Consider the following 24,118-nt stretch of genomic DNA (forward strand, 5'->3'; position numbering starts at 1 on the left):
CTCAGTGCCCCACGGCAAAGGCAATCGGCGCTGAGCGCGCCAACCCGCCACGGCACTTGAGAATGCGCAACTGAGCGGGTTTGGCGTCGATGGCAATCCGCAGCGCCGCTGGAGACGGGTTGACCGCCTCGCTCAACGGTCGCCAGGCGAAGGCCAGGGTCTGACCGGATTCGGCGGCCACCTGCAAACGCCGCAAGGCACGATCATCAGCCTTGTGCGGCCAGCACAGCACTGCGCCACAACTGCCCGAACGCAGGCATTGTTCCGCCGCCCACAAGGCATCGCGTTCACTGGCCTGAATCACCGACAACTGCCGCAGGTCGACCCCGGCGCTGGCCCACGCCTGCGGATAGGGCACGAACGGCGGCGCCACCAGCACGATGCGCTCACCCGCCGCCGCCAGCCGCGCCAGCGTCGGCCAGACAAGTTGCAGCTCACCGACACCCGGGCCGGCCAGGAGGATTTCGCTCAATGCTCCTTCCGGCCAGCCACCGCTGGGCAGCGCTGCATCGAGTGCGGCATGCCCGGTCGGCTGTGGACTGGCCGCCGGTGGCGCAGGCCGGCCCTTCCAGACCTGGCCGCCATTGAACAGCGTATCCAGTGCAACGACGGCGCCCATCAGCCTTGCCTCACCAGACCGCAGAACACCCCTTCGATGGCCAGATCCTGATCGTCACGCACAACAATCGGCTGATACGCCGGGTTGCGCGGCAACAGCCGCACCTCAGTGCCCAGCCGCTCGAAGCGTTTGATGGTGACTTCACCGTCAAGACGCGCGACCACGATCTGGCCATTCAGCGCTTCCGGATTGCGTCGCACACCGACCAGATCGCCGTCGAGAATGCCATCCTCGATCATCGAATCACCCTGCACCCGCAGCAGGTAATCGGGGGTACGGGAGAACAGCGCGGGATCGAGCATCAAGCGCCCATGCACATCGGCATCGGCGCCAATCGGCGTACCGGCGGCCACCCGGCCAAGCACGGGGACATCAAGCATTTCGGCACGCGACGGTTGCCCGAGCAGCCGGATGCCCCGGGCCTGATGCGGGTTGACCTCGATAAAACCGGCTTCGGTGAGCGCCAGCACATGCTTGCGCGCCACACTGCGCGAGGCAAAACCAAAAGCCTCGCTGATTTCAGCGAGGCTTGGGGACTGACCGTGTTCGGCGATACGCTCGCGGATAAAGGTCAGGATGGCGGTACGGCGAGGAGTGAGATGGGTCATGGAGTACATTTGTACTCCTGTAGGAAATACCTGACAAGCACCGCCAGTCAGGTTGGCCTAAGCCCCTGACCCGGGCTCTCGCCCGGTGGGAGAAGACAAAGGTGAGTGGCCTTCAGGCCTGCAGATTCTTGATCCAGAACAGCATGCGCCCGTGATCCGGGTCGAACATGCCCGGCGCGAAGCCGAACTTGCGGTACGACTGCTGCGCGATGGCATTGCCTTCGAGCACTTCGAGGGTAATTTTGCAGCAGCCGCGCTGGCGCGAGATTTCTTCGACCTTTTGCAACATTTTCTGGCTCAGGCCCAAGCCGCGAAACTGGCTCACGACCACCACATCGTGGACGTTGACCAGCGGTTTGCAGGCGAAGGTCGAGAAACCTTCGAAGCAGTTGACCAGCCCCGCCGGTTCGCCACCGACGAAGGCCAGTACGCTGAAGGCGTGCGGGCGGCGGGCGAGCTCTTCGGGTAGTCGGCGCAGCAGGTCCGGGTCGAGCGAGTGACCGCCGCCCATCGGGTCTTCTGCGTAGTGGTTGAGCACAAGGCCGATGGCTTCGGCGTGCGTTGGGTTGGTGTAGCTGGCCTGAAGTACCAGAATTTCTGCGGAATCCATTTCCATCCCCGAACAGACAAAAAACCCCGGCGCGCAAGGTACGCACTGAAAGGCTGCCTGACCTTAACGCGGCCAGATACCGGTGAGCAACCGGCAAATCCGCGGATCAGGCGTGGCCCCAGATCAATTCCTCGGTCCAGCCGAGCTCGGCGAAGTCGGCGGCACGCAACGCGCTTTCGCCGGCGCAGAAGAATTCGTCCAGCTGCGGCGGTTCCACCGAAGTATCGCTGAGCATCGCGTGCACCTGGCCGCGGTGATGGATCTGATGTTCGAACAGGTGCGACAGCAAGCGCAGGCGACTGTCGTGCTGGGGCATGTCGCGGGCGATGGTGACGATCCGGTTCAGCTCGGCATCGCGCAGTTGCTCACAATAAGCGATCAGCCTGCGGTCGACGTGAGCCTGTTCCTGGCGCAGTTGCCCGGCGTCGGTGAAGGGCTCGTCCGCACTGAAGAACACATAGCAATCAGGATGCGGCTCAGCCCCGCGCAGTTCGCGCTCCAGCGCATCGACGTAAAACCAGTCGCACGTCAGGATGTGGTTCAGCGTCAGGCGAATAGTCGGAAAAAAACTCACCCGCGGCGCCGCAAGATCCGCCGCGCCGAGTTGGCTCCAGGCTTTGCCCAGACGATGATTGGCCCAGGCATTCTGGTAGGCCATGGTCAACAAATGATGGGACAACGGTTGGCTCATGTCGGCGCCCTCTTCCATTCAAGCTTCGGCAAAGCGCTGCAGCTGCATCTCCTGCAAACGACTGAGGGTGCGGCGGAACGGGAATTCCAGGTAACCCTCGGTATACAGCGCGGCCATCGGCACTTCTGCCTCGATGTACAGCGGCACCTTGCGGTCGTAGCACTCGTCGACCAGCGCGATGAACCGTCGCACGCCGTCGTCGTGTACGGACAACTGCGGCAGCTCTCGATCACCCGCCACTACACGCTCGGCGCCGTCTTCCGTGCCACGGGCAATACGCCCTTCGCGTTTACGCGCGCTGAGGTTTGGTACGTCGCTCAACAGAATAGCCCGATAGCGATCACAGAGTGCGATGAAGTCCATGGCGGCGAACGGTTGCTCGCACAGGTCGGCGTAACGACACCACAACACCGACTGACTGGCCCGCACCACGTTCAGTTGGCGATGACCGACTGACACCGGTTCAGCGGTGGCCGGCTCACCGGCGGCCAGGGTCTGGAAGATGTCGTCCAGCGCACTGAGCGATGACGTGGCCACAAAGTAACGTTGCAGGCCTGCCCCCGGATGCAGGCGATGATCCTCAGCGCCATTCACCGCAATCACCCGCATATGCGCCTTGATCGCGGCAATCGCCGGGACGAAACGGTCACGGTTGAAACCATCGGCGTAGAGATCGTCCGGCGGCAGGTTGGAGGTGCAGACGATCACCACGCTCTCATCGAACATCACCTGAAACAGCCGCCCGAGAATGATCGCGTCACCGATGTCGTTGACGAACAACTCATCGAAACACAGCACTTTGACTTCTGCCGCGAGTTCTTTGGCCAGCGCCCGCAGCGGATCGGCGATTCCGGTCAACTGGAACGAGCGCTGATGCACCCAGCCCATGAAGTGATGAAAATGCTGCCGGCGCGCCGGCACCCGCAGGCTCTGGTAGAACTGGTCCATGAGCCAGGTCTTGCCGCGCCCGACCGGGCCCCACAGATAAACGCCGGTGACCGAACGGGCACCGGCGTGCAGCGCTTCATGGCATTTTTGCAGGGCCCAGACCGCGTGTTCCTGGGCTTCATCCTGAACGAAGCTGTTGTGTTGAATGGCGTGTTGCCAGGCGCTGAGGGGGGAGTCGAAAGTCATGCGCGGCAGTATGCCACGATGGCTACAGGGAAATATCCAGCCGGGTAATTTCCCCTGCTCGGGCGTCAGAAAATGGCAGGAGCTTGAGGTGCAGCAAGATCGTTCCCACGCTCCCGCGTGGGAATGCCTCTATGGACGCTCTGCGTTCGGCTCTGGATGGGACGCGGAGCGTCCCGGGCTGCATTCCCACGCAGGAGCGTGGGAACGATCAGTGAGGGCCGCGCGTTCGTGTGAATCGATTTAGCCGGCAGCCCCCGCAAAACCTGACCTTTCGGGCAGTTATTGCTCGTTGCCCTCACCGCCCGCTTGCGGCATCCTGCGCCTCCATTTTCTGACCCGGCCCCGCCTCGCAGCGCGCAAAACACCATGACCGCCCCTGAAAACGCTCCGCGCAACAACGACCTGATCTACGGCCTCAACGACCGCCCGCACCTGACCGCCACCGTGTTTGCCGCGCTGCAACACGTATTGGCGAGTTTCGTCGGGATCATCACACCGACCCTGATCATGGGCGGCGCCCTCGGCCTGCAAAGTGAAATCCCTTATCTGATCAGCATGGCGCTGTTCGTTTCCGGGCTCGGCACGTTCGTCCAGGCCAAGCGCTTCGGCCCGGTCGGTTCCGGCCTGCTGTGTCTGCAAGGTACGAGTTTTTCCTTTATCAGCGTGATTCTCAGCGCCGGATTCATGGTCAAGGCGCGCGGTGGCGGCACCGATGAAATCCTCTCGACGATCTTCGGCGTGTGCTTTTTCGCCGCGTTCATCGAGGTGGTGCTGAGCCAGTTCATCGGCAAATTGCGCATGCTGATCACCCCGGTGGTCACTGGCACGATCATTACGCTGATGGGCCTGTCGCTGATCAAAGTGGCGATGACCGACATTGCCGGCGGCTTTGGCGCAGCCGACCTGGGCGCGGCCAGCCATGTGTTTCTGGCGGCGCTGGTGATCGGCACCATTGTCGTGCTGAACCGGGTCGACGTACCGTTCCTGCGCCTGGGTGCGATCGTCATCGGCCTGACCCTCGGCTACGTCGTCGCCTGGCTGATGGGCACGGTGGATTTCACCACGATGCCGGCCGTGCCGCTGGTCAGTGTGCCGGTGCCGTTCAAGTACGGCTTCAATTTCGACTGGGTGGCGTTCGTGCCGGTGGCGGTGATTTTCCTCGTTTCGCCACTGGAAGCGGCCGGCGATCTGACTGCCAACTCGATGATCTCGCGGCAACCGGTCAAGGGGCCGCTGTACATTCGCCGGATCAAATCCGGCCTGCTTGCTGACGGCCTCAACTCCGCCATGGCTGCGGTGTTCAACAGCATGCCGATGGTCACCTTCGCGCAGAATAACGGAGTCATTCAGCTCACTGGCGTGGCCAGCCGCTACGTTGCGTTTTTCATTGCCGGATTGCTGGTTATTCTCGGGCTGTTCCCGATGATCGGCGCGGTGCTGCAATTGATGCCGAAACCGGTGCTCGGGGGTGCCGAACTGGTGATGTTCGGCACCGTTGCCGTGGCCGGGATCAAGATTCTCGCCGAAGCCGGTCTGCATCGGCGCAATATGCTGATTGTGGCGATTTCGCTGGGCATGGGCCTGGGCATCGCGGCGGTCCCGGAAGTACTGCGCGAACTGCCGCAGGCGCTGCGCAATATCTTCGAATCGCCAATCACCGTCGGCGCGCTGTGCGCGATCGTGCTGAATATCTTCCTGCCGGAGGAATTCATCGAACTGGAAGAAGACGACTTCGACCCCGAAGCTTCTATTCTTCAGGTTATGGAAAACCCCGACGTGCCAGCCAAAGCTGAACCTGGCCCAGCGGCGACTGTCGCACAAGAGAACCGCTGACGTCCGGCCTTGAAAAAGGGCTGAACCGACAGGCCGGTTCAGCCCTTTTTTCGAGAGACCGTTTATGCGCCGTCTTCACGCCCTGATGTTGTCGTTGCTGCTGTTATCCCTGAGCGCCTGTGCGCTGTTCCCCAATCGAGATCCGGTCAATATCAACGTGGTCGGTCTCGAACCGTTGCCGAGCCAGGATCTGGAAGTACGCTTCGCGATCAAACTGCGCGTACAGAATCCCAACGAAACCGCCATCGACTACAACGGCATCGCCCTCGATCTGGACGTCAACGGCCATTCACTGGCTTCCGGTGTGAGCGATCAAAGCGGCTCGATCCCGCGCTTTTCCGAAACCATCGTCAGCGTACCGGTGAGCATTTCCGCATTCTCGGTCCTGCGCCAGACCCTGGGCCTGAGCCAGACCCAAACCCTCGATAACCTGCCTTACGTCCTGCGCGGCAAACTGGCCGGAGGTCTGTTCGGCACGATGCGCTTTGTCGACAGCGGCACGTTGAGTTTGCCCAGGGCGAGTGCCGCTACGTGGTAAGGAACGCCTCGCTCCCCCAGGGTTTTACGGAGAACGCCGGATGGGTGGGTAAACCCGTAACCATTGTGGGAGCGAGCCTGCTCGCGAAAGCGTAGCGTCAGGCATCTCATGCGTTGGATGTGCTCGCTCCCACAGGGTTTGGGTTAGCCGGCAGTCAATGGTTGAAACGCACTCCAGGCTTGGCACGTTCATCGACGGATAACTCGAACACATCCGGCCGCGCATAGTGGCCGACCACGTCGTAGTCGTAACGCGCGCGCACCAGTTGGTCGGTGTCGATTTCAGCGGTAAGCAGGCCCGCTTCGCCGCGTAACGGCCCTGCCAGTACGTCACCCATCGGCCCGACAATCACGCTGCCGCCGGCAATCAGCGGGCGGTCTGCCGGCCAGTTGGCGATGTCCACGCCCAGTTCGTTCGGCGAGGCCTGGACCTGGCAAGCGCTGACCACAAAGCATCGGCCTTCATGGGCGATGTGGCGCATGCTTACTTGCCACATTTCGCGCTCGTCCACCGTTGGTGCGCACCAGACCTCGATGCCTTTGGCGTACATGGCCGTGCGCAGCAGCGGCATCATGTTTTCCCAGCACACCACCGCGCCGAGCTTGCCGACCTGGGTGTCGAACACCGGCAGGGTCGAGCCGTCGCCCTTGCCCCAGATCAGCCGTTCGGTGCCGGTTGGCATCAGTTTGCGGTGCTTGCCGATCAGTCCGGCCTGCGGATCGAAATACAGGGCGGTGCAATACAAGGTGCTGCCAGCGCGCTCGATCACGCCGATCACCAGATTGGCCCCGGTGCGCGCCGACAGCCCGGCGAGTGCCTCGGTTTCTGCGCCCGGCACGTCAATCGCGTTGGCGAAGTAGCGGGCGTAGGCTTCGCGACCCTCGGGCAGGCGATAGCCCAGTTGCGTGCCGAAGCCCTCGCCTTTCGGGTAACCGCCGAGCAACGCTTCCGGCATCACCACGAGCGCCGCGCCGGATTCGCTGATCGCGGCTTCCCAGCTCAGAATCTGGTCAAGGGTGGCCTCTTTGCCGGCAGGCAATGAGCCGATTTGCAGCGCAGCGACAATGGATTTGGGCATCGCGGTAACTCCGTCAGGTTCAGTGGTTGCTGATTCTGCGGCGCCACGCGATCATCAATAAAGCCCCGATCACTGCTGAATGATATGAACCCAATGAATATCGCCAACATCGACCTCAACCTGCTGAAAGTCTTCGAAGCGCTGCACGAAGAATCCAGCGCCAGCCGCGCCGCGCTGCGTCTGGGCGTCACCCAATCAGCCGTGAGTGCGGCGCTGCGCCGGTTGCGCGAGGTGTATGGCGATCAGTTGTTCGTGCGCACCGGGCGCGGCCTCGCGCCGACGCTCAAGGCCAATCAATTGAAACCGGTGGTCAGTGAAGCCCTGAATAAATGTCGGCAAAGCCTGGCGATGGTCGACCCGGCGGCCAATCAATACGATGGCCGCTCGGTGACTATCGGGCTTTCCGATGATTTCGAGATTGCCTACGGTTGCCGCCTGATCAAGGAGATTGCCCGCAGCCTGCCGAAGTTGCGTCTGATCTTCCGCCAGACCCACAGCCAGATTGTCGCCCGTGCGTTGATGGAGCGCAGCATCGATCTGGCGATCACCTCCGGCGGTTTTGCCGAGCGCCTGCTTAGCCGTCAGGTGCTGGGCGAAGGCGCTTATGCGTGCCTGGTCGACCCATCGAGCCTTGCGCCCGGTCAGGAGCAGATCGGGCTGGAGGAGTTTGTTGCCCGCGAGCACATTCTGGTGTCGTCCGGGGGTTTTATCGGCATCACCGATGAAGGGCTGGCGGCCGTGGGCTTGAGTCGTCGGGTCTGCGCGTCGACCACGCATTTTGCTGCACTGCCTTATCTGCTCAAAGGTAGCCGTGCGGTGGCGACGATACCGGCGCATGCCGCCGCAAGTATCGCGGCACTCAGCGGCCTGGCGTTGCTGCCCTGCCCGCTGCCATTGCCGCGTTACCCGATAGAGCTGGGCTGGCGTACCAGCACGCAGATCGATCCGCTGGTGGTCAAGGTTCGCGAGGTGATTGCCGCAACCTTCAACTGATCGTTACTTGTTCGCGGCCATCAGTCGATTGACTTCACTGCGCACCATGTTGGCGAATTCCGGCGGCGACATGCCGTCGAGTTCCGCGCGAACCCATTCGGCCCATTTGCCCTTGCGCTTGGCGCGCTCGCCGAACAACCGCGCAGCCTCGCCTTTGGCTTTGCCCAGATTGTTCTGCCAGAGTTCGAACAGACGGGATTTCTCATCTTCCAGCGCGGCGCGCTCTGCGAGTGACTTGTCGGCCAGATTGAAACTCATGGGGAATTATCCTGCTGCGTAAAATGGCGACATCTTACACGCTCGGCCGAAAACTCCGGCGCAGGTTTTTCTTTTGGGGAGCGTTGGCGTGCAACTTTTTGCGTTACGCCATACTCCATTGCTCACTGTCCATTCATCTGCAAGGAGTCACCCATGGCCCGCAAATCTGCCGTGCAAGCCGCTGAAGAGCAAATCAAGGATCAGGCGTTCAGCGAACTTCAGGCGCTGATTGAAGAATCGGACAAGCTGCTCAAGAGCAGTGCTTCACTGGTGGGCGAGGAAGCGGAGACGCTGCGGGGGCAAATCGCTCTGAAATTGCAGCAGGCGCTGGATTCGGTGTCGAGTGTGCGGGATCGAACCAAGCCGGCGGTCGAGGCGACCGAGACCTATATTGGCGGGCATCCTTGGCAGACGGTGGCGATTTCGGCGGGGTTCGGGTTGGTGGTCGGGTTGTTGCTTGGGCGACGTTGATTTTTTTTGATTTTTGGAGAAGCGGACCTTTGGGTTCGCTTTTTTTTGTGTCTGGTTTTTTGACTTGGCGGCCTCTGGGCCGACCAGGTTCTGGTTGTTTTGGGTGAATATCCGTTTTTTTTGTTGTTGCGGCTGGCGGTTCCGCTCTTACAGCGGGTCACTTTTACAGACGCCTAAAAGTAACCAAAACGCTGGGCCCCTGCGTTCGGCCCTCGCAGGCTCGGGTTCCTTCGCTCCGGGACCGATCCGGGCGCAGCGGCTACGGTTTGCTTCGCTGCACCTCCTTCCGCTGTGTACGACTGCGTCGTACGGTCGCTGCGCTCCCACGCCCGGATCGATCCCTCCACTCAGCCTGCCGATGGGGCCGGTTAGGCAAGATCAAGGGCACTCGAGCTGGCGCTCATTGTAATGAGTGGTGAAAAGCGTGGGGTTGGCTTGAGAATTGCGGTGTGGCTGCCCCTCATCGGAACGCCGCCCGCCCAGCCCTCTCCCCCTGGAGAGGGAGCCGATCTTTGCGCTTCTCAAATTGTTTGTACAACTCGGTATTGCATGTTGGCGTACGCCTTCCAATCTCCGCGGTCAGTCCCCTCTCCCTCTGGGAGAGGGCTAGGGTGAGGGGCTTTTGATCTTGGCTTACTCTCCGGCCAATTCCCGCAATTGCTCCAGCGTCTGCGCATCCAGTGCGATGCCTTCAGCCAGTGAGCGGCTGCGTTGCCAGTGGCGGCGGTCGCCCGGTAGGCGTTTGAGGCCGACGCTGTGCATCTGGCGGACCAGTTCGCCGCTGCGTTCGGCGAAGCTTTGGCCGGCGGCTTTGCTGGGGTCGATGACGATGAGCAACTGGCCGGTCCATGGGGTTTTCGCGCCGGGGTGGTTGGACCAGTCGAATTCGAAGGAGAAGTTGCCGCCGGTCAGTGCCGCGGCCAGCAGTTCGACCATCATCGACAGTGCCGAGCCTTTATGGCCGCCGAATGGCAGCAGCGCCCCGCCTTCGAGGATGGCTTTGGGGTCCTGGGTCGGTTGGCCGAGGCTGTCGACGCCCATGCCGGGCGGCAGGCGTTCGCCTTTGCGGGCGGCAATCTGCACGTCGCCGTGGGCGATGGCACTGGTGGCCAGGTCGAAGACGATCGGAGCGGCGCCGACGCGGGGCGCGGCGAAGGCGATCGGGTTGGTGCCGAAGAGTGGGCGGTCGGCGCCGTGGGGGACGACGCAGGTCATGCTGTTGACCACGCTGAGCGCCACCAGCCCTTCATCAGCGAAGGGTTCGACATCCGGCCACAGCGCTGCGAAGTGATGCGAGTTACGGATGGCCAATACGGCGATCCCGGCGTTACGGGCCTTTTCCACCAGTAACGCGCGCGCCGCTGCCAATGCCGGCTGGGCGAATCCGTTGCCGGCGTCGACGCGCACGAAGCCGGCGGCAACGTCCTCGACTTGCGGCACGGCGTGCCCATTGACCCAACCGCTTTTCAGCGTCGACACATACCCGGGAATCCTGAACACACCATGACTGTGGGCACCGTCGCGCTCGGCCGCGGCACAGTTGGCGGCAAGCACCCGGGCGACGTCGGCGGAGGTGCCATGGCGCAGAAAAATCGTTTCAAGCAATTGCGTCAGCGCTTCGAGCGACAACGACGACGAGACAGCAGAGGACACATGATCGTGTGGCGCAGACATCTGAAGCTCCAGAATGATTATTGGAGGGAACAACAGCGTACGGACGACTTGCCCAGCGATTAACCATGGCCCAGCGGTCGGCTGTCAACCCTTTGCTGATTCAACGATGGCTCGCGCAGGTACGTGGCAGATTTCCACGCGGTAAGTGCGGTATCCATGTACCGCCAATGCGTCGAGTTGCGTACCTATTCTCGGGTCTCTGCCCATGGCGTCCGTTCAGAGCTCCGCTAATGCCCAGCCCCACCGCACCGCTTCTGTTTCCCGAGATTCTCGATTCCCCTGGCGTGCACGCCGAACTCGGCAAAGCTCACGGTTTGAACAGCAAGGATTTCAGTTGGCTTGCCCACGTGCAGTTGGCGTCGCACGCCCTGCGCCAGCAGCAGACTCCGCCCATGCACGCCGAACGCATTTTGCTCAACGCCGACAAGCAATTGCCCGTACCGCTGGCTGGCAGCTTTATTCTCGGCGCCGGGCCGGATGACGGCGGCGTGTTCCTCTATACCCCTTATGACGGCCTGAAAAAGTACAGCGACGACGACGCACTGATCGAAGCCTTGCAAGCGCGCCTCGACAACGCGGACGAAAACGATGATCTATTGGCCTTCATCAGCCTCTCATTGCGCAAGGAACTGGTCGAAAAACGCAATATCACGGTTACTCGCGAAACGATCAACGGCGATGTGTTTGAGGATCAGCAATCAGCGATCGAGACCACGCAGAATGCCTGCGCGCGCAATGTACTGGACGAACTGAAGCGTCTGCCTTCGCTGACAACGCTGCTGGACAAGATTCTCGACGATCTGCTGGCACCGCATTTCGCCGGCCTGCAGCAGTCGCAGACCCGCGTCAGCCTGTATCCAGCCAGCGGCGCGCCTGCCGGGGATCACAGATCAGTGTCATTGAGTGAAGCACTGCTCATACATTTCCGCCGCCAGGGCTGGCCGCGCGGACAGTCAGCCAAGTTTAATCATCCGGCACGTACCGGCGGCGACAGCGACCAGAAAGCCTGGATGGATGCGCTGAAATCGGCGTCGGGAAAACTGGTCATGCTGCTGTTTCGACAGCTGGAAGCTTACTGGAATGCCGCATCTTTCGAAGGATCGCCACGGCGCACGTTCCTGCGTCAGACGCTGAACGATCAAGCGCGTGCGGAGCTGATGACCAAGCGCGAATCCAACATTGTCAGCGCCAGTGAATTCGATGCCCTGCACAGTTTGATCCGCGAGCCGAACACGGCTGTACGGCGGCCAACTTTCGAAACGGTGTGTTTGCGCAAGGACTCCGCCTCGGTCGAGCTGGCCGGCTCGCTGATGGTCAACCACGACAAGGCCTACCTCTACACTCCGACCCAGGGTCTGCAAGTGCTTGAGGACTACGCCGATCTTAAACAGACCCTGACCGCCAAACTCGATGCAAAAGGTCATGAAGACGAGCTCTATGGCCTGATGAACCTTGAGGAACGCAACCGCTATCTGGGCTTCGTCGACCCGCAGGTAACCGGCGAGCATATCGGCGGCGACATCATCGCCACGCTGCTTGAAGCGATCCTGACCAAGCAACGTCAGAACGTCGAATTCGCCTTGCAGCGTTTGCGTCAGGGTGAACATTCAACCGATATCCATGCCTTGTTCGACAAGGCGCTGGATATTCGCGCGATGCTGCATGAGCGCCTGCTCAAGCTTGAGGTCAATGAGCGCTGGAGTACCCGACCCTTGTTTTCCAGCACCCCACCCTCCTCTGTGGTTCAGGCCGACAAAGCCGCGCAACTGGCGCTCAAGCTCGAGAGAGAACTGGAGAATCTCGGCAGCAATTTCCGCGATCAGCCAACCGGCAACGACGCCGAACAAGGGCGTTTTCTGCGAGGCATTCTCTGGAAACTGGCAAAGTCGTTCGAGGACGGCCTCCGCGCCGAGGCCCACATCAACCAGCTCAGCGGTGCGTGGCGGGCAGCCGAACGCAATATCGTCGACACGGTGTTCGACGCCAGACACCCGACCCGCATGGAGCGTCAGTCGCTCAACGGTTTTCGCCCGGATGCCTGGTCGCTCACCCTCACCGGTCCCGGCGACGCTGGCACGCTGGCGCTCGCCAACTGCGTTCTGTTGACTGAACGCGGTGGTCTGGATATCGCGCATTCCGGGCGCGCGATCCTCTGGACTCCAGCGATCGGCCTGGAGACGTTCGACGATATCGCCATTGCCCAACAAGCGTTGCAGCGCCGCCTGAACGATAAAGACCAGTGCCAGGCACTGCTGGAAAACCTGCCAACGGCGCAACAACGGCTGGACGAGTCTTTCACCCTCGCCAGCTTCCAGTTGATTGACGAAAGCGTGGCGAGTAACCGCATGAACTCGGCCATTGGGCAGTTCCTCGACCATTGCCAGACATTGCGCCAGTGCATCGAAGACAAGGACACGCTCGAACGCTTTCTGGAGCAAATGAAAAACACCGTGATCAACACCAATCTCGGCCGTGCCGTCGAACTCGCCAAGGCCCTAGCCCGCCAACTGGACTATCCCGACTGGTTACAAATGGCGCCCGTCGCGGAACAGCGCATGCACCTTGCGCTGCTCGATCAATTGCGCAGCAGCTTTGTCGATGGCAAGGATTTTCTCGACGATGTGCCGGAGTTACGCACGCATGTCGAGCAAACATTACGAACGCTGCTCAAAACCAGATTTCCAGGCAACGGGCTCAAACCCGAGGACATCAAGATCACGCCGAATCTGACACTCGCCGGCCCGGCCTGCAATCTGCTCGATTTTGCCTTGCATCATTTCAACGTCGTGCAAGGCACCGGTTTCAAGGTCGCCTCGCTGACCGCCACGCCCTTGCCGGCGAAGCTGGATCAGGCCGCAGTCGAGCAACTGTTGCAATCGCTGGAGGTTACCAGCACCTACACGCGCAAAGTCAGCACAGTGCTGTCAGCCGATACCGCGTCTGCACGCACCAGCAAGGAACGCTTTCTGCGCCAGCTTCCCTGGCATCTGATGCAGCACGCGCATTCGATGAAGCTGCAACAGCAACTGTCGGACACCGGCTACGACTTAATCTGCCAGGTGCTGGACATGCCCGATGCGCTCGCACGCGCCACCGTGGCGCTGGCCCACGCCACTGTCAGCCCGCTGTCATTGATCAAGACCAGCGGCGCCGATGCCGCCGACACACTCGGGCTGTATGTCATCGGCCCGGGCACAGGGCAAACAGGGCCGCGCGTGCTCTACGCACCGTATTCGCGGTTCGTCTTTCGCGAGTTCGAAGATGAGACGCAGTTGATCAACGCGTTGAACACGCCCGGGCAGTTCCAGGACCTGGTGATCCGCCGCCTGCCAACGGAACAACAGGCGATCTTCAAAAACCTGCTGCAAACCACGCTGGGCAACAGCAGTGAAATCACGCTGCAGAGCACACCCATCAGCGGCAATCTGCTCGAACGTTTGCACAAGGACACACTCAGCCTGTTGCCACGCTTGCTCGGTTGCCAGGCGCAAATCGATGCGCAATCCGATTGGGAAGCAGCAAAGTCTCTGTTCAGTCGCGGTGTGCGTCTGGTTCCCCATGTGTTGTCCGGCAAACTCGCCTCGTTGTTCTATCTTTGGAAGAGCTACAACGACTTCGAAGATTCGGCCGAAAATCTGCAGCAGCACCGCTGGTCGAACGCCTTGAAAAGCTTTATCACGGGAGCGATTTCTCTGTTCAGCCTTGGTCAACTGTCATGGGAGGACGAGGCGAAGGAAACCACCGCGGAGTTTGCCGCCGAGACGCAGCCCCCGGTGGTGCCGGTGACCGAAACCCCTGGCCAAACCACGGAGAAAGCCGCACCGCTGTGGAACAAAGTCCCGCCCGTTACGTCCTCTCGTCTGCATTTACAATCGTATGAAACCAGCACTGCGCTGGAAGACCTCACGCTCGAAGCCAGCAAACTGGTCTATCGCAATGCGGCCGGCACACAAAAATACGCAGCGATTGCCGGCAAGGTCTATCCGGTGAGCGAATCCGAAAAAACCTGGTATCTGCACCACAAGGAAGACGGACAAGGACCGGAGCTTGAGCAAAAGAACGAAAGGCTGGTTATTGCCGCCCCCCGCAAGTCCGGGCGTCGTTGCCGTTCAAAGCAGCGCGACCGCGAGCAAACCGAAGTCGAACGCAGCCGCTCGTATTCGATGCATATCCAGGCCAAAGGGATGTCGCAAATCACCAAGCGTTACCCCGCACGCGCCTTCGTCATCCAGCAAGCGGTTGTTCGCGCACGCACATACGCGCTCAACTGCCTGCATAACTACGTGATACATCGCGGCAATCTGGGTGGCACTCGGCTGGAACGCGTCTTCAAGGAGATTTTTCAAGTCTCGCAGGTGACGCCATCGCTGCTGACCAAAATCGAAAAGGTGATTGTTCCGCTGTGCCGCGAACTGACTGATCCAAAGGATGACTTGCTCTACACGGAACGGTTTTTCGCCGGTCTGAATGTGCGTCCCGATAACACGGTTGCCTTCGTTTTCAATGAGGACAAACGCAGGATTATCCACCTGACCGAGCTGTTCTTTAATCCGGACATGGACGCTTACACGCCGTGCTTGCCTGCGCGGTTCAACGTGGACTCACACGCTCGCGCAGTCACACTGATTCATGAACTGTCGCACTTGCTGTTCAAAACCGAGGACTTTGGTTCGGTCGAGGCGATCGCGCCGTTTCCGGACTTGATCGATACCACCACCGCCATCGGCCAATCGCTCAAAGCCAGTACAGACCGCTTGCGCAACACCTTCTCCCGCTCCACGGCGCCCGAGAAGTTATTCCTGGAAACCGATGACAACGGAATGGAGGTCGATCTTGATAAATTGCCCAAACGGGTCGAGGCGCTAAACAAACTCCTCGCCCTGACGAACACCAAAACGCTCGCCGATGCACGCAAAGCCTTTCGTGACGCCGTCTCCGCCGAAGCCAGGATTAACGTAATGCTCGCCAACGCTGACTCGATCGCTTGGCTGATCAGCGAAATGGGTCGGCAACTCGACCCCTTGCCGGCGGCGAGACCTTAGCCGGCGCCGATCTCGAGCCGGGCTGCCGACGTGGCGCTGGCGTAAATCAGGTACAAAAAAATACGCAGGCTCAAGGCCTGCGCATTTCTGTCTCAATCACTGAATTGGATCAGTCCTTCTGATCGCGCAACACGTTGCCCGAGGCGCCATCGATGCGGAACTCGTAGACAACGCCGTCCGCCTTGCGTCCTTCGCCCTCCCAGTAGCCGTCGTTGTCGGCGCCGATCTCGTAGACCTCGACATAACCCGCTTTGGTCTTGGCAATCTCGATGGCTTTTTCGATGGTAATCCAGCCAGCCCCCGGCTTGTCGGCCAGCGCTGCACCCGCGCTGAACAACGCGGCAGTAGCGATCAATGCGGCGAAAGTGTTTTTGATCATTTTTTCACTCCATTTGTGGATAGTGGTCTTTGGCGTCCTGTTTTTTGGGTGCTTGAGTGAAAAATAAGTTCCACTTTGATGGGTAAATGCCATTACGGCAGTTCTCGGCCACTTCCCCAGAAGGTTAGAATGTGCGAAATCAGGACGAGTCCATGACCCAAGACACCCTCTCGGAAGCCGAATACGATGCGATCACCGATGCCGCCGCGCACTGGTGCATGCGCGTGCATGCCGCTGACTGCACGGCCGAAGAGCAGCGCGCCTTCCAGCAATGGCATGACGCGCACCCGCTGCATGCCTTCGAGTACGAAGCCATGCTGGAAATCTGGGACGTGGCCGCAGACCTGCCGCGTCCGGAATCTGCGCCAGTCAAGCCTGTAGCGAAATCGCCACGCCCGTTGCGCCAGTTCGCGATAGCGGCAGGTGTCTGCGCCCTCGCTTTGCCGCTGGCGGCGTATTCGGGCTGGAGTCTGGGCTGGCTGCCCGACAGCTATCAGCACTTCGCCGCCACTGACGAGATCCGCCAGGTCACCCTCAGCGACGGCAGTCAGCTGGAACTGAACCTGAACACCGACCTGACCTTCAGCAATTACAAGGACGAGCGGCGCGTCACCCTCAAGCAGGGTGAGGCGTTCTTTACCGTCAGCCACGATGTGTCGCACCCGTTTGTAGTGCGTGCAGGCGAAGGCGAAATTCGCGTCACCGGCACGCGCTTCAATGTCTGGATGTATCAGGATCAGGTGCGCGTGAACCTCGTCGAAGGTTCGGTGCTGGTGACCAGCAATCGCTCATTGCCGGGCGACGGCTTGCGCCTCGGTCCGTCGATGCAGGCGCGTTACCAGCACGGCGATTACATGCCGCAGATCAGCCAGACCTACGCCAGCGACACCTCGTTGACCTGGCGCGACGGCAAACTGGTGCTGGACAATCTTGCGTTGAGCGAAGCATTGCCCCTGATCAACCGCTATCTGAACAAGCCACTGGAACTGGCTGACACGCGAACCGGTGCGATTCGCGTGGGTGGCATCTACAACATCAAAGCGCTGAACAACTTGCCCGACAGCCTGCCCAAAGTGCTGCCCGTCTACCTGACGCGCAACAAGGAAGGCAATCCGGTGATCAACTCGATACCGCAACAGCCGCCGAAAAGCTGAAGGCCGCGCCCCTTGCGGGATGCGGCCTCCATTTGCAGCACTTCACATTGCGGATTACTGAGCGGCCACCTTCCCCGCCTTGTCCAGCGTCTCGCGAACGGTCTGCACCTGATATTGCGGGTCTGCCTGGATCTGCTGTTCAGTGAACGGCAACACGCTCCACTGCTTCTTCGAAAACGCTTCAGTCTGGTCCCGCGAGTACTTCGACGCCGGGTCGCTCGACAACGAGAACGCCAACAGCCCTTGAGCGTGCGGCCCCTTGTCATCGAAGCTCACCACTTGCAGATAGCTGGTGCCGCTGACCACTTCGAGCTTGCCGTCTTCGCGCGGCACGCTTTGCATCGCGTTGTAGATGCCCAGCGTACCCGGCCCGCCATGAATCGGCGTTTGCCGCCCGCCGCTGCTGACCACCTGGATATCACCCCAGCGGGTTTTCGCGTCGAGGCCCATTTTCATGCTCATCTCCAGCGACGCCAGCATCGCCCCGCGCAGAGCCTTGGCCACTGCCGGTTGTTCGACCGCCAGACCGCGCGGCGTATGTTGCGGATCCTTCGGGTCGAAGCCGACGCGCCAGACATCCGGCATGGACTGCAACGTCTGCATGATGTTCAGGAAGTGCACCAGGCCCACGCCTGAATCCAGATTCGCCCGGCCGTCCCAAGCCTTGAGGCTGGCACACACCGGTTTCACTGCCTGCGCGTCGGCGCCAGGGTCAACGCTGCAGAACTTGAGCAGATCCGGCATGACCTGAGTCGCCAGATACACCTGGTCGTCCATCACCATCTGTTGCAGATCCTTGATTGCCAACGGCCCCTTGTTCAGCGTGCCCAGGCGATCAAGGGCGAAACGCGAGCGCAAGCCCAACGGCTGACTGTCCTGACTGATCAGCGGCGAGAAACCGCTGAGCGGTTGCGCTGGATTGGCCAGCCACGCCGAGTCGTTGGAGTGCTGAACGAAATCCTTGCGCAGCAGTTGCGGCAATTGGCTGGCCGCGTAGATGCCCGGCTGCGCCGCTTGCGGATCGATATCCCAGGCGCAGGCGCTGTTGGAACCGTCGAGCACGATCATCTGCGTGCCGATGCGCGGGTCGCTGCACCTGGCAAGTTTCTCGGCGTTGACGTTGGGTACCACCGACAGATTCATGTACAGCGTCTGGCCCTGGTCATCGACGGCCAGCGTGTTGACCCAAGGGATGCCCTGAATCGTGTGCACCGAATCCTGCAACTGCTGCAGCGTCGAGGCCTGATTCATCGCATACCATTGTTTCAGTACGCGGTCATTGTCGAGGTTGGCATCGCGCAAGCTATAGGCGTATTGATTGTCCCAATCCAGCTTGCCCGGCCACTGCACGATCGGCCCGAACTGTGAGCTGTAAACTTCCTTGGCAACCGGCACGACCTGGCCGTCAGCCTGTTTGACCTGCACCGTCACGGTCTGCTTGTGCATCGGCAGCGACTGGCCATCGAGCAGATAACGCGTCGGGTCCTTTGGGTCGAGTTGCAGACGGTACAGCGTGAAGTGTTTCGACGAGTCGACCGTGTGCGTCCAGGCCAGATGCTGGTTAAACCCAATGTTGATCATCGGCAGCCCCGGCAACGCCGCGCCCATGACGTCGAGCTTGCCGGGAATGGTCAAGTGCATCTGGTAAAACCGCATGCCACCCACCCATGGAAAATGCGGGTTGGCCAGCAGCATGCCACGGCCGTTGAACGAGCGCTCACTGCCCACGGCCACGGCATTACTCCCGCGATCCAGGGCGAAACGTTGCTGACGCGCTTCGGCCAGATGGTAAGCCTGCGCGTCCTGGCGAATGTCAGCCGTCGCTTGCGGCGCGGTAGCACCGGCCAGGGCTTCGGCAAACTGCCCGACCCCACCCTCGACCAACAGCCGCCGGGTGAGCTTGACCAGATCCTGCGCGGCGATCTCCCGCACCCATTCACCCTGACACTGCTGCGGCAAGCCCTGCTTGCGACGTTCGGCCAGATAGCGGTTGTAGCCGGCCGCATAACCCTCGACCAGATCACGCACCGGCCCCGGTTGCGCCTGCCAGAAGCGCTCAACCGCCTGCGGCGTATTCAGCCAGGTGAAAAAAACATCGCTGACGCGGTTTTCCCGTTGCTCGACCGTCAACTGATCCGGCCCGAAATACCGCGAACGCTGACCGTTCACCGTAACGATCTCATTGGCCAGCAGACACAGATTGTCCTGCGCATACGCATAACCAATCCCGAACCCGAGCCCCCGCTCGTCCTGCGCACGAATATGCGGCACGCCAAAGGCGGTCCGGCGAATATCCGCACTCGCCTCGGCAGCCGGGCTCAACGCATGGGCTGAACAACTCAACCCCAGCAACACGCCAGCCAACGTCAGCCTTGTTAACTGTCTGGAAATAATCACGCTCGCTCCTGATCGACAAGCCAAAGGGTGGATCAGCACCCTACGCAAACACCACGCAAAGAAGACCCGCCCTGCAAATACCCACGCGTCCACGCGCAATGGGCCTTTCGAAGAAACGAAGCTGGGGGAGAAAATTTAAGCGATCAACATCAAAAGCCCCCTCATCGGAACGCCGCCCGTGTAGAGACCGGTACATCCTTTACAAATTAGACCGGGGACATCGTTTACACCTTTACAGGCTTGAAACGCGTTTGGCGCCGCTTTCAAGCCTGCCTAAACAATGGCTGCAAAGGTACAGTTCCCAAGCGTCATCAGCCACTTCCTTCAGCGCAATGTCCTCTCCAATCAGAGCCTCTCCTAGAAAAATCAGCTGTCCTTTCCATTTAATTTCCCCATTTGACCGAACCTTGCGTACTTCAACATCGGAACCGTATTCAAGCGCAGGCAAGTAACCTGGATAAGCGCGTATCGACGGGCTATAGACAGATGCCGGCGGTTTCATGCCCAGCGCGGTGTGCGGTCGGTGGTAATTGAAGTCTTGGATGAAATCCTCAAAAGCCAGCTGCTGGCGCACCAAGTTTTCCGCCGGTGGCACTGCTGCCTTTAGCGTTCGATGCATCCGTTCATGTCGACCATTTTGGTCGGGGCGGCCAGGCGTAATCGTTTCGACATGGATTCCAAGTCTGATGAACCAAACCGATAATTTCGAAAGTCGCGCCAGACCTGTCGACGCGAAAGGAGCGCCGTTGTCAGTGCGGATCACATCCGGCAGCCCATATTCTCGAAAAGCCCACTCAAAGCCTTCCCGCGTTGGCGCTCCGTGCGTACTGGGCAAAGCGCGACAGACGAATAAAAAGCGGCTCATCTGATCGGTAATGGTCAGCGGATAGCACCAATTACCGTCCTGCATTTTGAACTGCCCTTTGTAATCAGCACACCAAGTCTGGTTGGGCGCGTCGACCGGACGCAAGTGTGTTGGAGCACGGGGGCGCGGGGGATACGGCCGTCGCGCCACCACCAAACCAGCTTTCTTCAACCACTCCCCGGCGGTACTCGCCGCCGGCCATTGGATATGCGGGTCGGAATCGCGCAGGCGATCAATGATCTGTTTGGGTCCCCGATCGGGATGTTCGTTTTTCTTGGTTAGCAGCGTGGCAATGATTTCATCGGGAGTTTGATGAGGGCAGTTCAATGGCTTGCGCGATTGCTCTTTCAAACCATCCACGCCCAACGCTGCATACCGTTCCAGCCACTTGTCGATGGTTGGACGGCTGACGCCGTAGCGCCGGCTTAATTGGCTCTTGGTGTAACTACCGCTAAGCCAGTCACTGACTAACTTCACTCGTTGATCCATTGGGGACTCTTGATTCCAGGGCATGGTCAGCACCTCCTGACCATGATTAATACCTGTAAACCATGTCCCCGGTCTCAAACGTAAAGGATGTACCCGGTCTTTACCCCGCCTAGCCCTCTCCCGAAGGGGGAGGGAACTGACCGCGGTGGATGCGAAAGCTACGCCGACATGGAATACCGCGTCGAACTCACGTTGCGAAAATCAAAAGCCCCTCACCCTAGCCCTCTCCCGGAGGGAGAGGGGACTGACCGAAATGACTTGGAGAGATACGCCAACGCGCAATACCGAGTCGAACGCACATTTTGAAAAGCACAGAGATCGGCTCCCTCTCCCTCGGGAGAGGGCTGGGCGGGCGGCGTTCCGATGAGGGGCAGCCCCACCACAAAACCAAAGCCAACCACCCGCCTCTAACCACTCAACAATGAGCGCAAGCTCGAGTGCTTTTGATCTCGCCTAACCAGCGACATCGGAAGGCTGAGCGCAGGGATTGATCCGGGCGTGGGAGCGCAGCGACCGTCTGGCGCAGCCAGACACAGCGGAAGGAGGTGCAGCGAAGCAAACCGTAGCCGCTGCGCCCGGATCGGTCCCGCAGCGAAGGGATCCGAGCCTGCGAGGGCCGAACGCAGGAGCAAGCGTTTTGGTTCCTTTTTGGCGTCTGAAAAAGGGACTCGCCGTAAGGGCGAAACCGCCAGAAGCAACCCCCGAAGCAACGGATATTCACCCCAAACACCCAAAGCATGGTCGGCCCAGAGGCCGCCACGCCACAAAAAAATCACAAGAAAAAAACATCAGGCCAACAAATTTTCCACATCTTTTCTTTCATGATTCGTCGCGCTGATACGTCTAGTTCAGAGACAACGACAAAAACCCATTCCCGATCAGGTCCTGAAAAGGAGTAAGCGCATGTACAACTCGCAACTACCAACGGACGGTAGCCAGGCCCCCCAAGGAATCTCCATGAGCCCAAACGCGAGCGAATTCGGCCAACGCGGCGAGCGACACGGCAACGAACGCATCCGGTTGCTGCTGAAAAGCTTCGGCCTGCGTACCAGCCTGATCCGTCTGAAAGTCATCGACGCCCTGCTGGTCGCAGCACACCACAAGCGCAGACTGGGCGTACGCGGTGTCCACAGCCAATTGCTGGACCTGGATATTCCGCTGTCCTTTCTCAGTGTGCGCGAAGTGCTCAAACGCCTGTGCAGCGAAGGGGTGATCGTCTTCAATGAAGACAAGAGCTACAGCCTGCATCCACAGGCTGCGGCGGTTCTCAACCACGATTGAACCGAGCGGCGATCGCCGTCAAGGCTTGACCTTGCGGCGCATCACGCCATTGATCACCACGACGACCACCGCTACAGCGATCGCGACAAACTGGAAGGTCTTCTCGGTGATCATCCCGGCGTTTTGCAGCCACGACAGGCCGAGCATGATCGCCAGGACCGACAAGGCGATCACAATCGAATAAATCAAGCGTTGCTTCTGGGTCATTGCGGGTTCCTGAAACGTTTGAAATGTATCGGATTTGTATCCGTTTGCATGCCATGCACTTACCGATTTGCTGCAATGCACTGCTGTAAACGGGGTCTCATGTTACAGCCGCGCAAGGGTTTTGGCTTGCTGGCGGCGTTACCTCTGAGGATTTTTCACATGCTGCGTCGTATCACCTGGCTGATCCCCGTTCTGGCCCTGCTCACCATGAGCGGCTGCATCATCTTTCCCCATGGGCATGGCGATCATCACCACTATTACCAGGGAGGCCCAGCCTATTACCAACATCGTTGAAGCGCGGTTGCCTCCCCTTCCCTGCAGGTCGATAAACTGATCGAGGCTGTTAATTCAACAGCCCGAATCATATTCAACAAAGCCCGCCAATCGCGGGCTTTGCTGTTTCTGCCATAAACAAAATCGGCAGATCGCCAAACAAGTTGCAAGCATTTGAAATTTAATGTCGCAGCAAAACAATAGGTTGCGCGAGTCTGCGCCACTTAGTCTCTGGCCACTTCTTCGATTAACCAACAGGGACGTTTATGCAGAGAACTCTAATACCCATCGGGCCCTATCAAGTGCTCGGCTTCTGTCTGGCGATCAGTGCTTTTGAATTACTGACGTACATGGCCAGCGACTTGATCATGCCAGCCATGCTCGGCGTAACGCGCGACTTGCAGGCGGATGCGCGACATGTTCCCAATGCTTTCAATCTCTATTTGCTGGGCGGCGTCTGTCTGCAATGGCTGATCGGGCCGTTGTCGGATCATTGGGGGCGACGCCGCGTATTGCTGGTCGGCTGCGCCTTGTTCGCAGCGGCGTGCGCGGCGGTGTTCGTCAGCCAGAGCATTGCCGTATTCAATCTGCTGCGGCTGCTGCAAGGCATGGGTATCGGCTTCGTGGTTGCGGTCAGTTATCCGGCGCTTCAGGAGGTGTTCTGCGAGGCCGATGCGGTGCGCCTGATGGCGCTACTCGGCAACATCGCCCTGCTTTCGCCGCTGATCGGGCCGTTGCTGGGCGTCGTCCTGCTGCAATGGCTGTCATGGCGCGAACTGTTTCTGGGTCTGGGTGTTGCCGCTTTGCTGGTCTGGCTGGGGCTGTTTACCTGGATGCCGGAGACGGTGGGCGTGACCCGGCGCGACGGGCATCGGCAAGCGCCGGTTCGCTTTTGCTGGCAGCAGACCGGGCAACGTTATCGCGCCCTGCTCCGCAACCGACGGTTTCTCGCCGCAAGTCTGGCCCTGGGGCTGATGAGCCTGCCGCTGATTGCCTGGATCGGTCTGGCACCGTTGCTGCTGATGCAGGCGCTGGACCTGACGCCCATTCAGTATGGCTTGTGGCAGATCCCCATCTTCAGCGCAGTGATCGTTGGCAATCTGATTCTCGACCGCTTGCTGCCCACCCATTCGTTGCCTCGGCTTGTTCGCCTGGCGCTCTGGCCGTTTTGCGCCGGTCTGTTTGCGCTGATCGGCTGCGCCCTGTCCGGCGCCGGCCTCGCGGCGGTGGTTGCGAGTCTGGCGGTGTACGCGGTCGGGCTGGGCATGAGCAACGCTGCTCTGTATCGATTGGCGTTATTTGCCAGCGATGACAGCAAAGGGCTGGTGTCGGCGTCGGTCGGTATGTTGTCGATCTCGGTGATGGGCCTCGGCGGCGGGCTGATTGCAGCCATCGGCGGCGGCGCACGCCTCGAACTCTTCGCGCTTTGCGCGGCCTTCAGTGGCCTCCTTTGTCTGCCGCTGTTGCAGGGCTTGTTGACAAGACGCAGTCGCGCCTCGGCCGCTGATCAATAAAGGAATATTG

21 protein-coding genes are annotated in these 24,118 nt (G+C 60.2%); 9 read left to right on the plus strand and 12 right to left on the minus strand.

What is annotated here, in order from left to right; all coding sequences use genetic code 11:
* Position 1 precedes the first annotated feature (1 nt).
* The 5 genes from imuA to zapE all read right to left on the minus strand — a co-directional run bounded on the left by imuA (position 2) and on the right by zapE (position 3,662).
* Positions 2–619: a translesion DNA synthesis-associated protein ImuA gene (gene imuA, locus J3P75_RS15525; protein ID WP_090283187.1), complete on the minus strand. Its 618-nt coding sequence runs from the start codon at positions 617–619 to the stop codon at positions 2–4.
* Positions 619–1,236, minus strand: coding sequence for a transcriptional repressor LexA (lexA, locus tag J3P75_RS15530; protein WP_434589205.1), 618 nt, complete (start codon positions 1,234–1,236; stop codon positions 619–621). Before lexA ends, imuA begins: the two co-directional genes overlap by 1 nt.
* 103 nt (positions 1,237–1,339) lie before the next feature.
* On the minus strand, positions 1,340–1,837 hold the full coding sequence (locus tag J3P75_RS15535) for a GNAT family N-acetyltransferase (protein WP_093101370.1): 498 nt from the start codon (positions 1,835–1,837) through the stop codon (positions 1,340–1,342).
* A 106-nt stretch (positions 1,838–1,943) separates the two neighbouring features.
* Positions 1,944–2,528 (minus strand): DinB family protein, encoded by a 585-nt coding sequence (locus tag J3P75_RS15540; RefSeq protein ID WP_434707315.1) that lies wholly within the window; start codon positions 2,526–2,528, stop codon positions 1,944–1,946.
* An 18-nt stretch (positions 2,529–2,546) separates the two neighbouring features.
* Entirely contained in the window at positions 2,547–3,662 is a 1,116-nt protein-coding gene (gene zapE, locus J3P75_RS15545; RefSeq protein ID WP_434707316.1) for a cell division protein ZapE, read from the minus strand.
* Positions 3,663–4,028: 366 nt separating this feature from the next.
* Here zapE and J3P75_RS15550 point away from each other — a divergent pair, with 366 nt between their 5' ends.
* Positions 4,029–5,495, plus strand: coding sequence for a nucleobase:cation symporter-2 family protein (locus J3P75_RS15550; RefSeq protein ID WP_434707317.1), 1,467 nt, complete (start codon positions 4,029–4,031; stop codon positions 5,493–5,495).
* 64 nt (positions 5,496–5,559) lie between these two features.
* Positions 5,560–6,033 (plus strand): LEA type 2 family protein, encoded by a 474-nt coding sequence (locus J3P75_RS15555; protein ID WP_434707318.1) that lies wholly within the window; start codon positions 5,560–5,562, stop codon positions 6,031–6,033.
* 154 nt (positions 6,034–6,187) lie between these two features.
* Here the strand turns inward: J3P75_RS15555 and J3P75_RS15560 are convergent, their stop codons facing one another.
* The gene (locus tag J3P75_RS15560) at positions 6,188–7,111 is read right to left on the minus strand and encodes a carbon-nitrogen hydrolase family protein (RefSeq protein ID WP_434707319.1); all 924 of its coding nucleotides are present in this window, start codon (positions 7,109–7,111) and stop codon (positions 6,188–6,190) included.
* A gap of 84 nt (positions 7,112–7,195) precedes the next feature.
* Here J3P75_RS15560 and J3P75_RS15565 point away from each other — a divergent pair, with 84 nt between their 5' ends.
* Positions 7,196–8,104: a LysR substrate-binding domain-containing protein gene (locus tag J3P75_RS15565; protein WP_434707320.1), complete on the plus strand. Its 909-nt coding sequence runs from the start codon at positions 7,196–7,198 to the stop codon at positions 8,102–8,104.
* Positions 8,105–8,107: 3 nt separating this feature from the next.
* On the opposite strand, the gene J3P75_RS15570 is transcribed toward J3P75_RS15565, so the two are convergent.
* Positions 8,108–8,362, minus strand: coding sequence for a hypothetical protein (locus J3P75_RS15570; protein WP_038363082.1), 255 nt, complete (start codon positions 8,360–8,362; stop codon positions 8,108–8,110).
* 153 nt (positions 8,363–8,515) lie between these two features.
* Between J3P75_RS15570 and J3P75_RS15575 the strand changes: the two genes are divergently transcribed.
* On the plus strand, positions 8,516–8,833 hold the full coding sequence (locus J3P75_RS15575) for a DUF883 family protein (protein WP_093101352.1): 318 nt from the start codon (positions 8,516–8,518) through the stop codon (positions 8,831–8,833).
* A 633-nt stretch (positions 8,834–9,466) separates the two neighbouring features.
* Here J3P75_RS15575 and J3P75_RS15580 read toward each other — a convergent pair.
* A complete protein-coding gene (locus J3P75_RS15580) occupies positions 9,467–10,507 on the minus strand; it encodes an Ldh family oxidoreductase (protein WP_434707321.1) in 1,041 nt (346 codons plus the stop codon).
* Positions 10,508–10,737: 230 nt separating this feature from the next.
* Between J3P75_RS15580 and J3P75_RS15585 the strand changes: the two genes are divergently transcribed.
* A complete protein-coding gene (locus J3P75_RS15585) occupies positions 10,738–15,549 on the plus strand; it encodes a dermonecrotic toxin domain-containing protein (RefSeq protein ID WP_434707322.1) in 4,812 nt (1,603 codons plus the stop codon).
* 109 nt (positions 15,550–15,658) lie between these two features.
* Here the strand turns inward: J3P75_RS15585 and J3P75_RS15590 are convergent, their stop codons facing one another.
* The gene (locus J3P75_RS15590) at positions 15,659–15,928 is read right to left on the minus strand and encodes a PepSY domain-containing protein (RefSeq protein ID WP_093101346.1); all 270 of its coding nucleotides are present in this window, start codon (positions 15,926–15,928) and stop codon (positions 15,659–15,661) included.
* Between the two features lie 152 nt (positions 15,929–16,080).
* Between J3P75_RS15590 and J3P75_RS15595 the strand changes: the two genes are divergently transcribed.
* A complete protein-coding gene (locus J3P75_RS15595) occupies positions 16,081–17,082 on the plus strand; it encodes a FecR family protein (protein WP_434707323.1) in 1,002 nt (333 codons plus the stop codon).
* Positions 17,083–17,136: 54 nt separating this feature from the next.
* Here the strand turns inward: J3P75_RS15595 and pvdQ are convergent, their stop codons facing one another.
* Together pvdQ and J3P75_RS15605 are read right to left on the minus strand one after the other, a co-directional pair.
* Positions 17,137–19,479, minus strand: coding sequence for a bifunctional acylase PvdQ (gene pvdQ / locus J3P75_RS15600; protein WP_434707324.1), 2,343 nt, complete (start codon positions 19,477–19,479; stop codon positions 17,137–17,139).
* Between the two features lie 232 nt (positions 19,480–19,711).
* Entirely contained in the window at positions 19,712–20,857 is a 1,146-nt protein-coding gene (locus tag J3P75_RS15605) for an integrase core domain-containing protein (RefSeq protein WP_434707165.1), read from the minus strand.
* Positions 20,858–21,736: 879 nt separating this feature from the next.
* On the opposite strand from J3P75_RS15605, the gene J3P75_RS15610 reads away from it, so the two are divergent.
* The gene (locus tag J3P75_RS15610) at positions 21,737–22,114 is read left to right on the plus strand and encodes a fe2+ zn2+ uptake regulation protein (RefSeq protein ID WP_434707325.1); all 378 of its coding nucleotides are present in this window, start codon (positions 21,737–21,739) and stop codon (positions 22,112–22,114) included.
* An 18-nt stretch (positions 22,115–22,132) separates the two neighbouring features.
* Here J3P75_RS15610 and J3P75_RS15615 read toward each other — a convergent pair whose 3' ends face one another.
* Positions 22,133–22,321 (minus strand): hypothetical protein, encoded by a 189-nt coding sequence (locus tag J3P75_RS15615; protein WP_090283703.1) that lies wholly within the window; start codon positions 22,319–22,321, stop codon positions 22,133–22,135.
* Between the two features lie 159 nt (positions 22,322–22,480).
* Here J3P75_RS15615 and J3P75_RS15620 point away from each other — a divergent pair, with 159 nt between their 5' ends.
* Both J3P75_RS15620 and J3P75_RS15625 read left to right on the plus strand, forming a co-directional pair.
* Positions 22,481–22,615 carry a hypothetical protein gene (locus J3P75_RS15620; protein WP_434707326.1) on the plus strand — a complete coding sequence of 45 codons (135 nt, stop codon included), beginning with the start codon at positions 22,481–22,483 and terminating at the stop codon, positions 22,613–22,615.
* A 245-nt stretch (positions 22,616–22,860) separates the two neighbouring features.
* Complete coding sequence (locus J3P75_RS15625; RefSeq protein WP_434707327.1) at positions 22,861–24,108, plus strand: MFS transporter; 1,248 nt, start codon at positions 22,861–22,863, stop codon at positions 24,106–24,108.
* Positions 24,109–24,118 lie beyond the last annotated feature (10 nt).

The organism is Pseudomonas sp. R1-1 (assembly GCF_051132135.1).
GTDB lineage: Bacteria > Pseudomonadota > Gammaproteobacteria > Pseudomonadales > Pseudomonadaceae > Aquipseudomonas.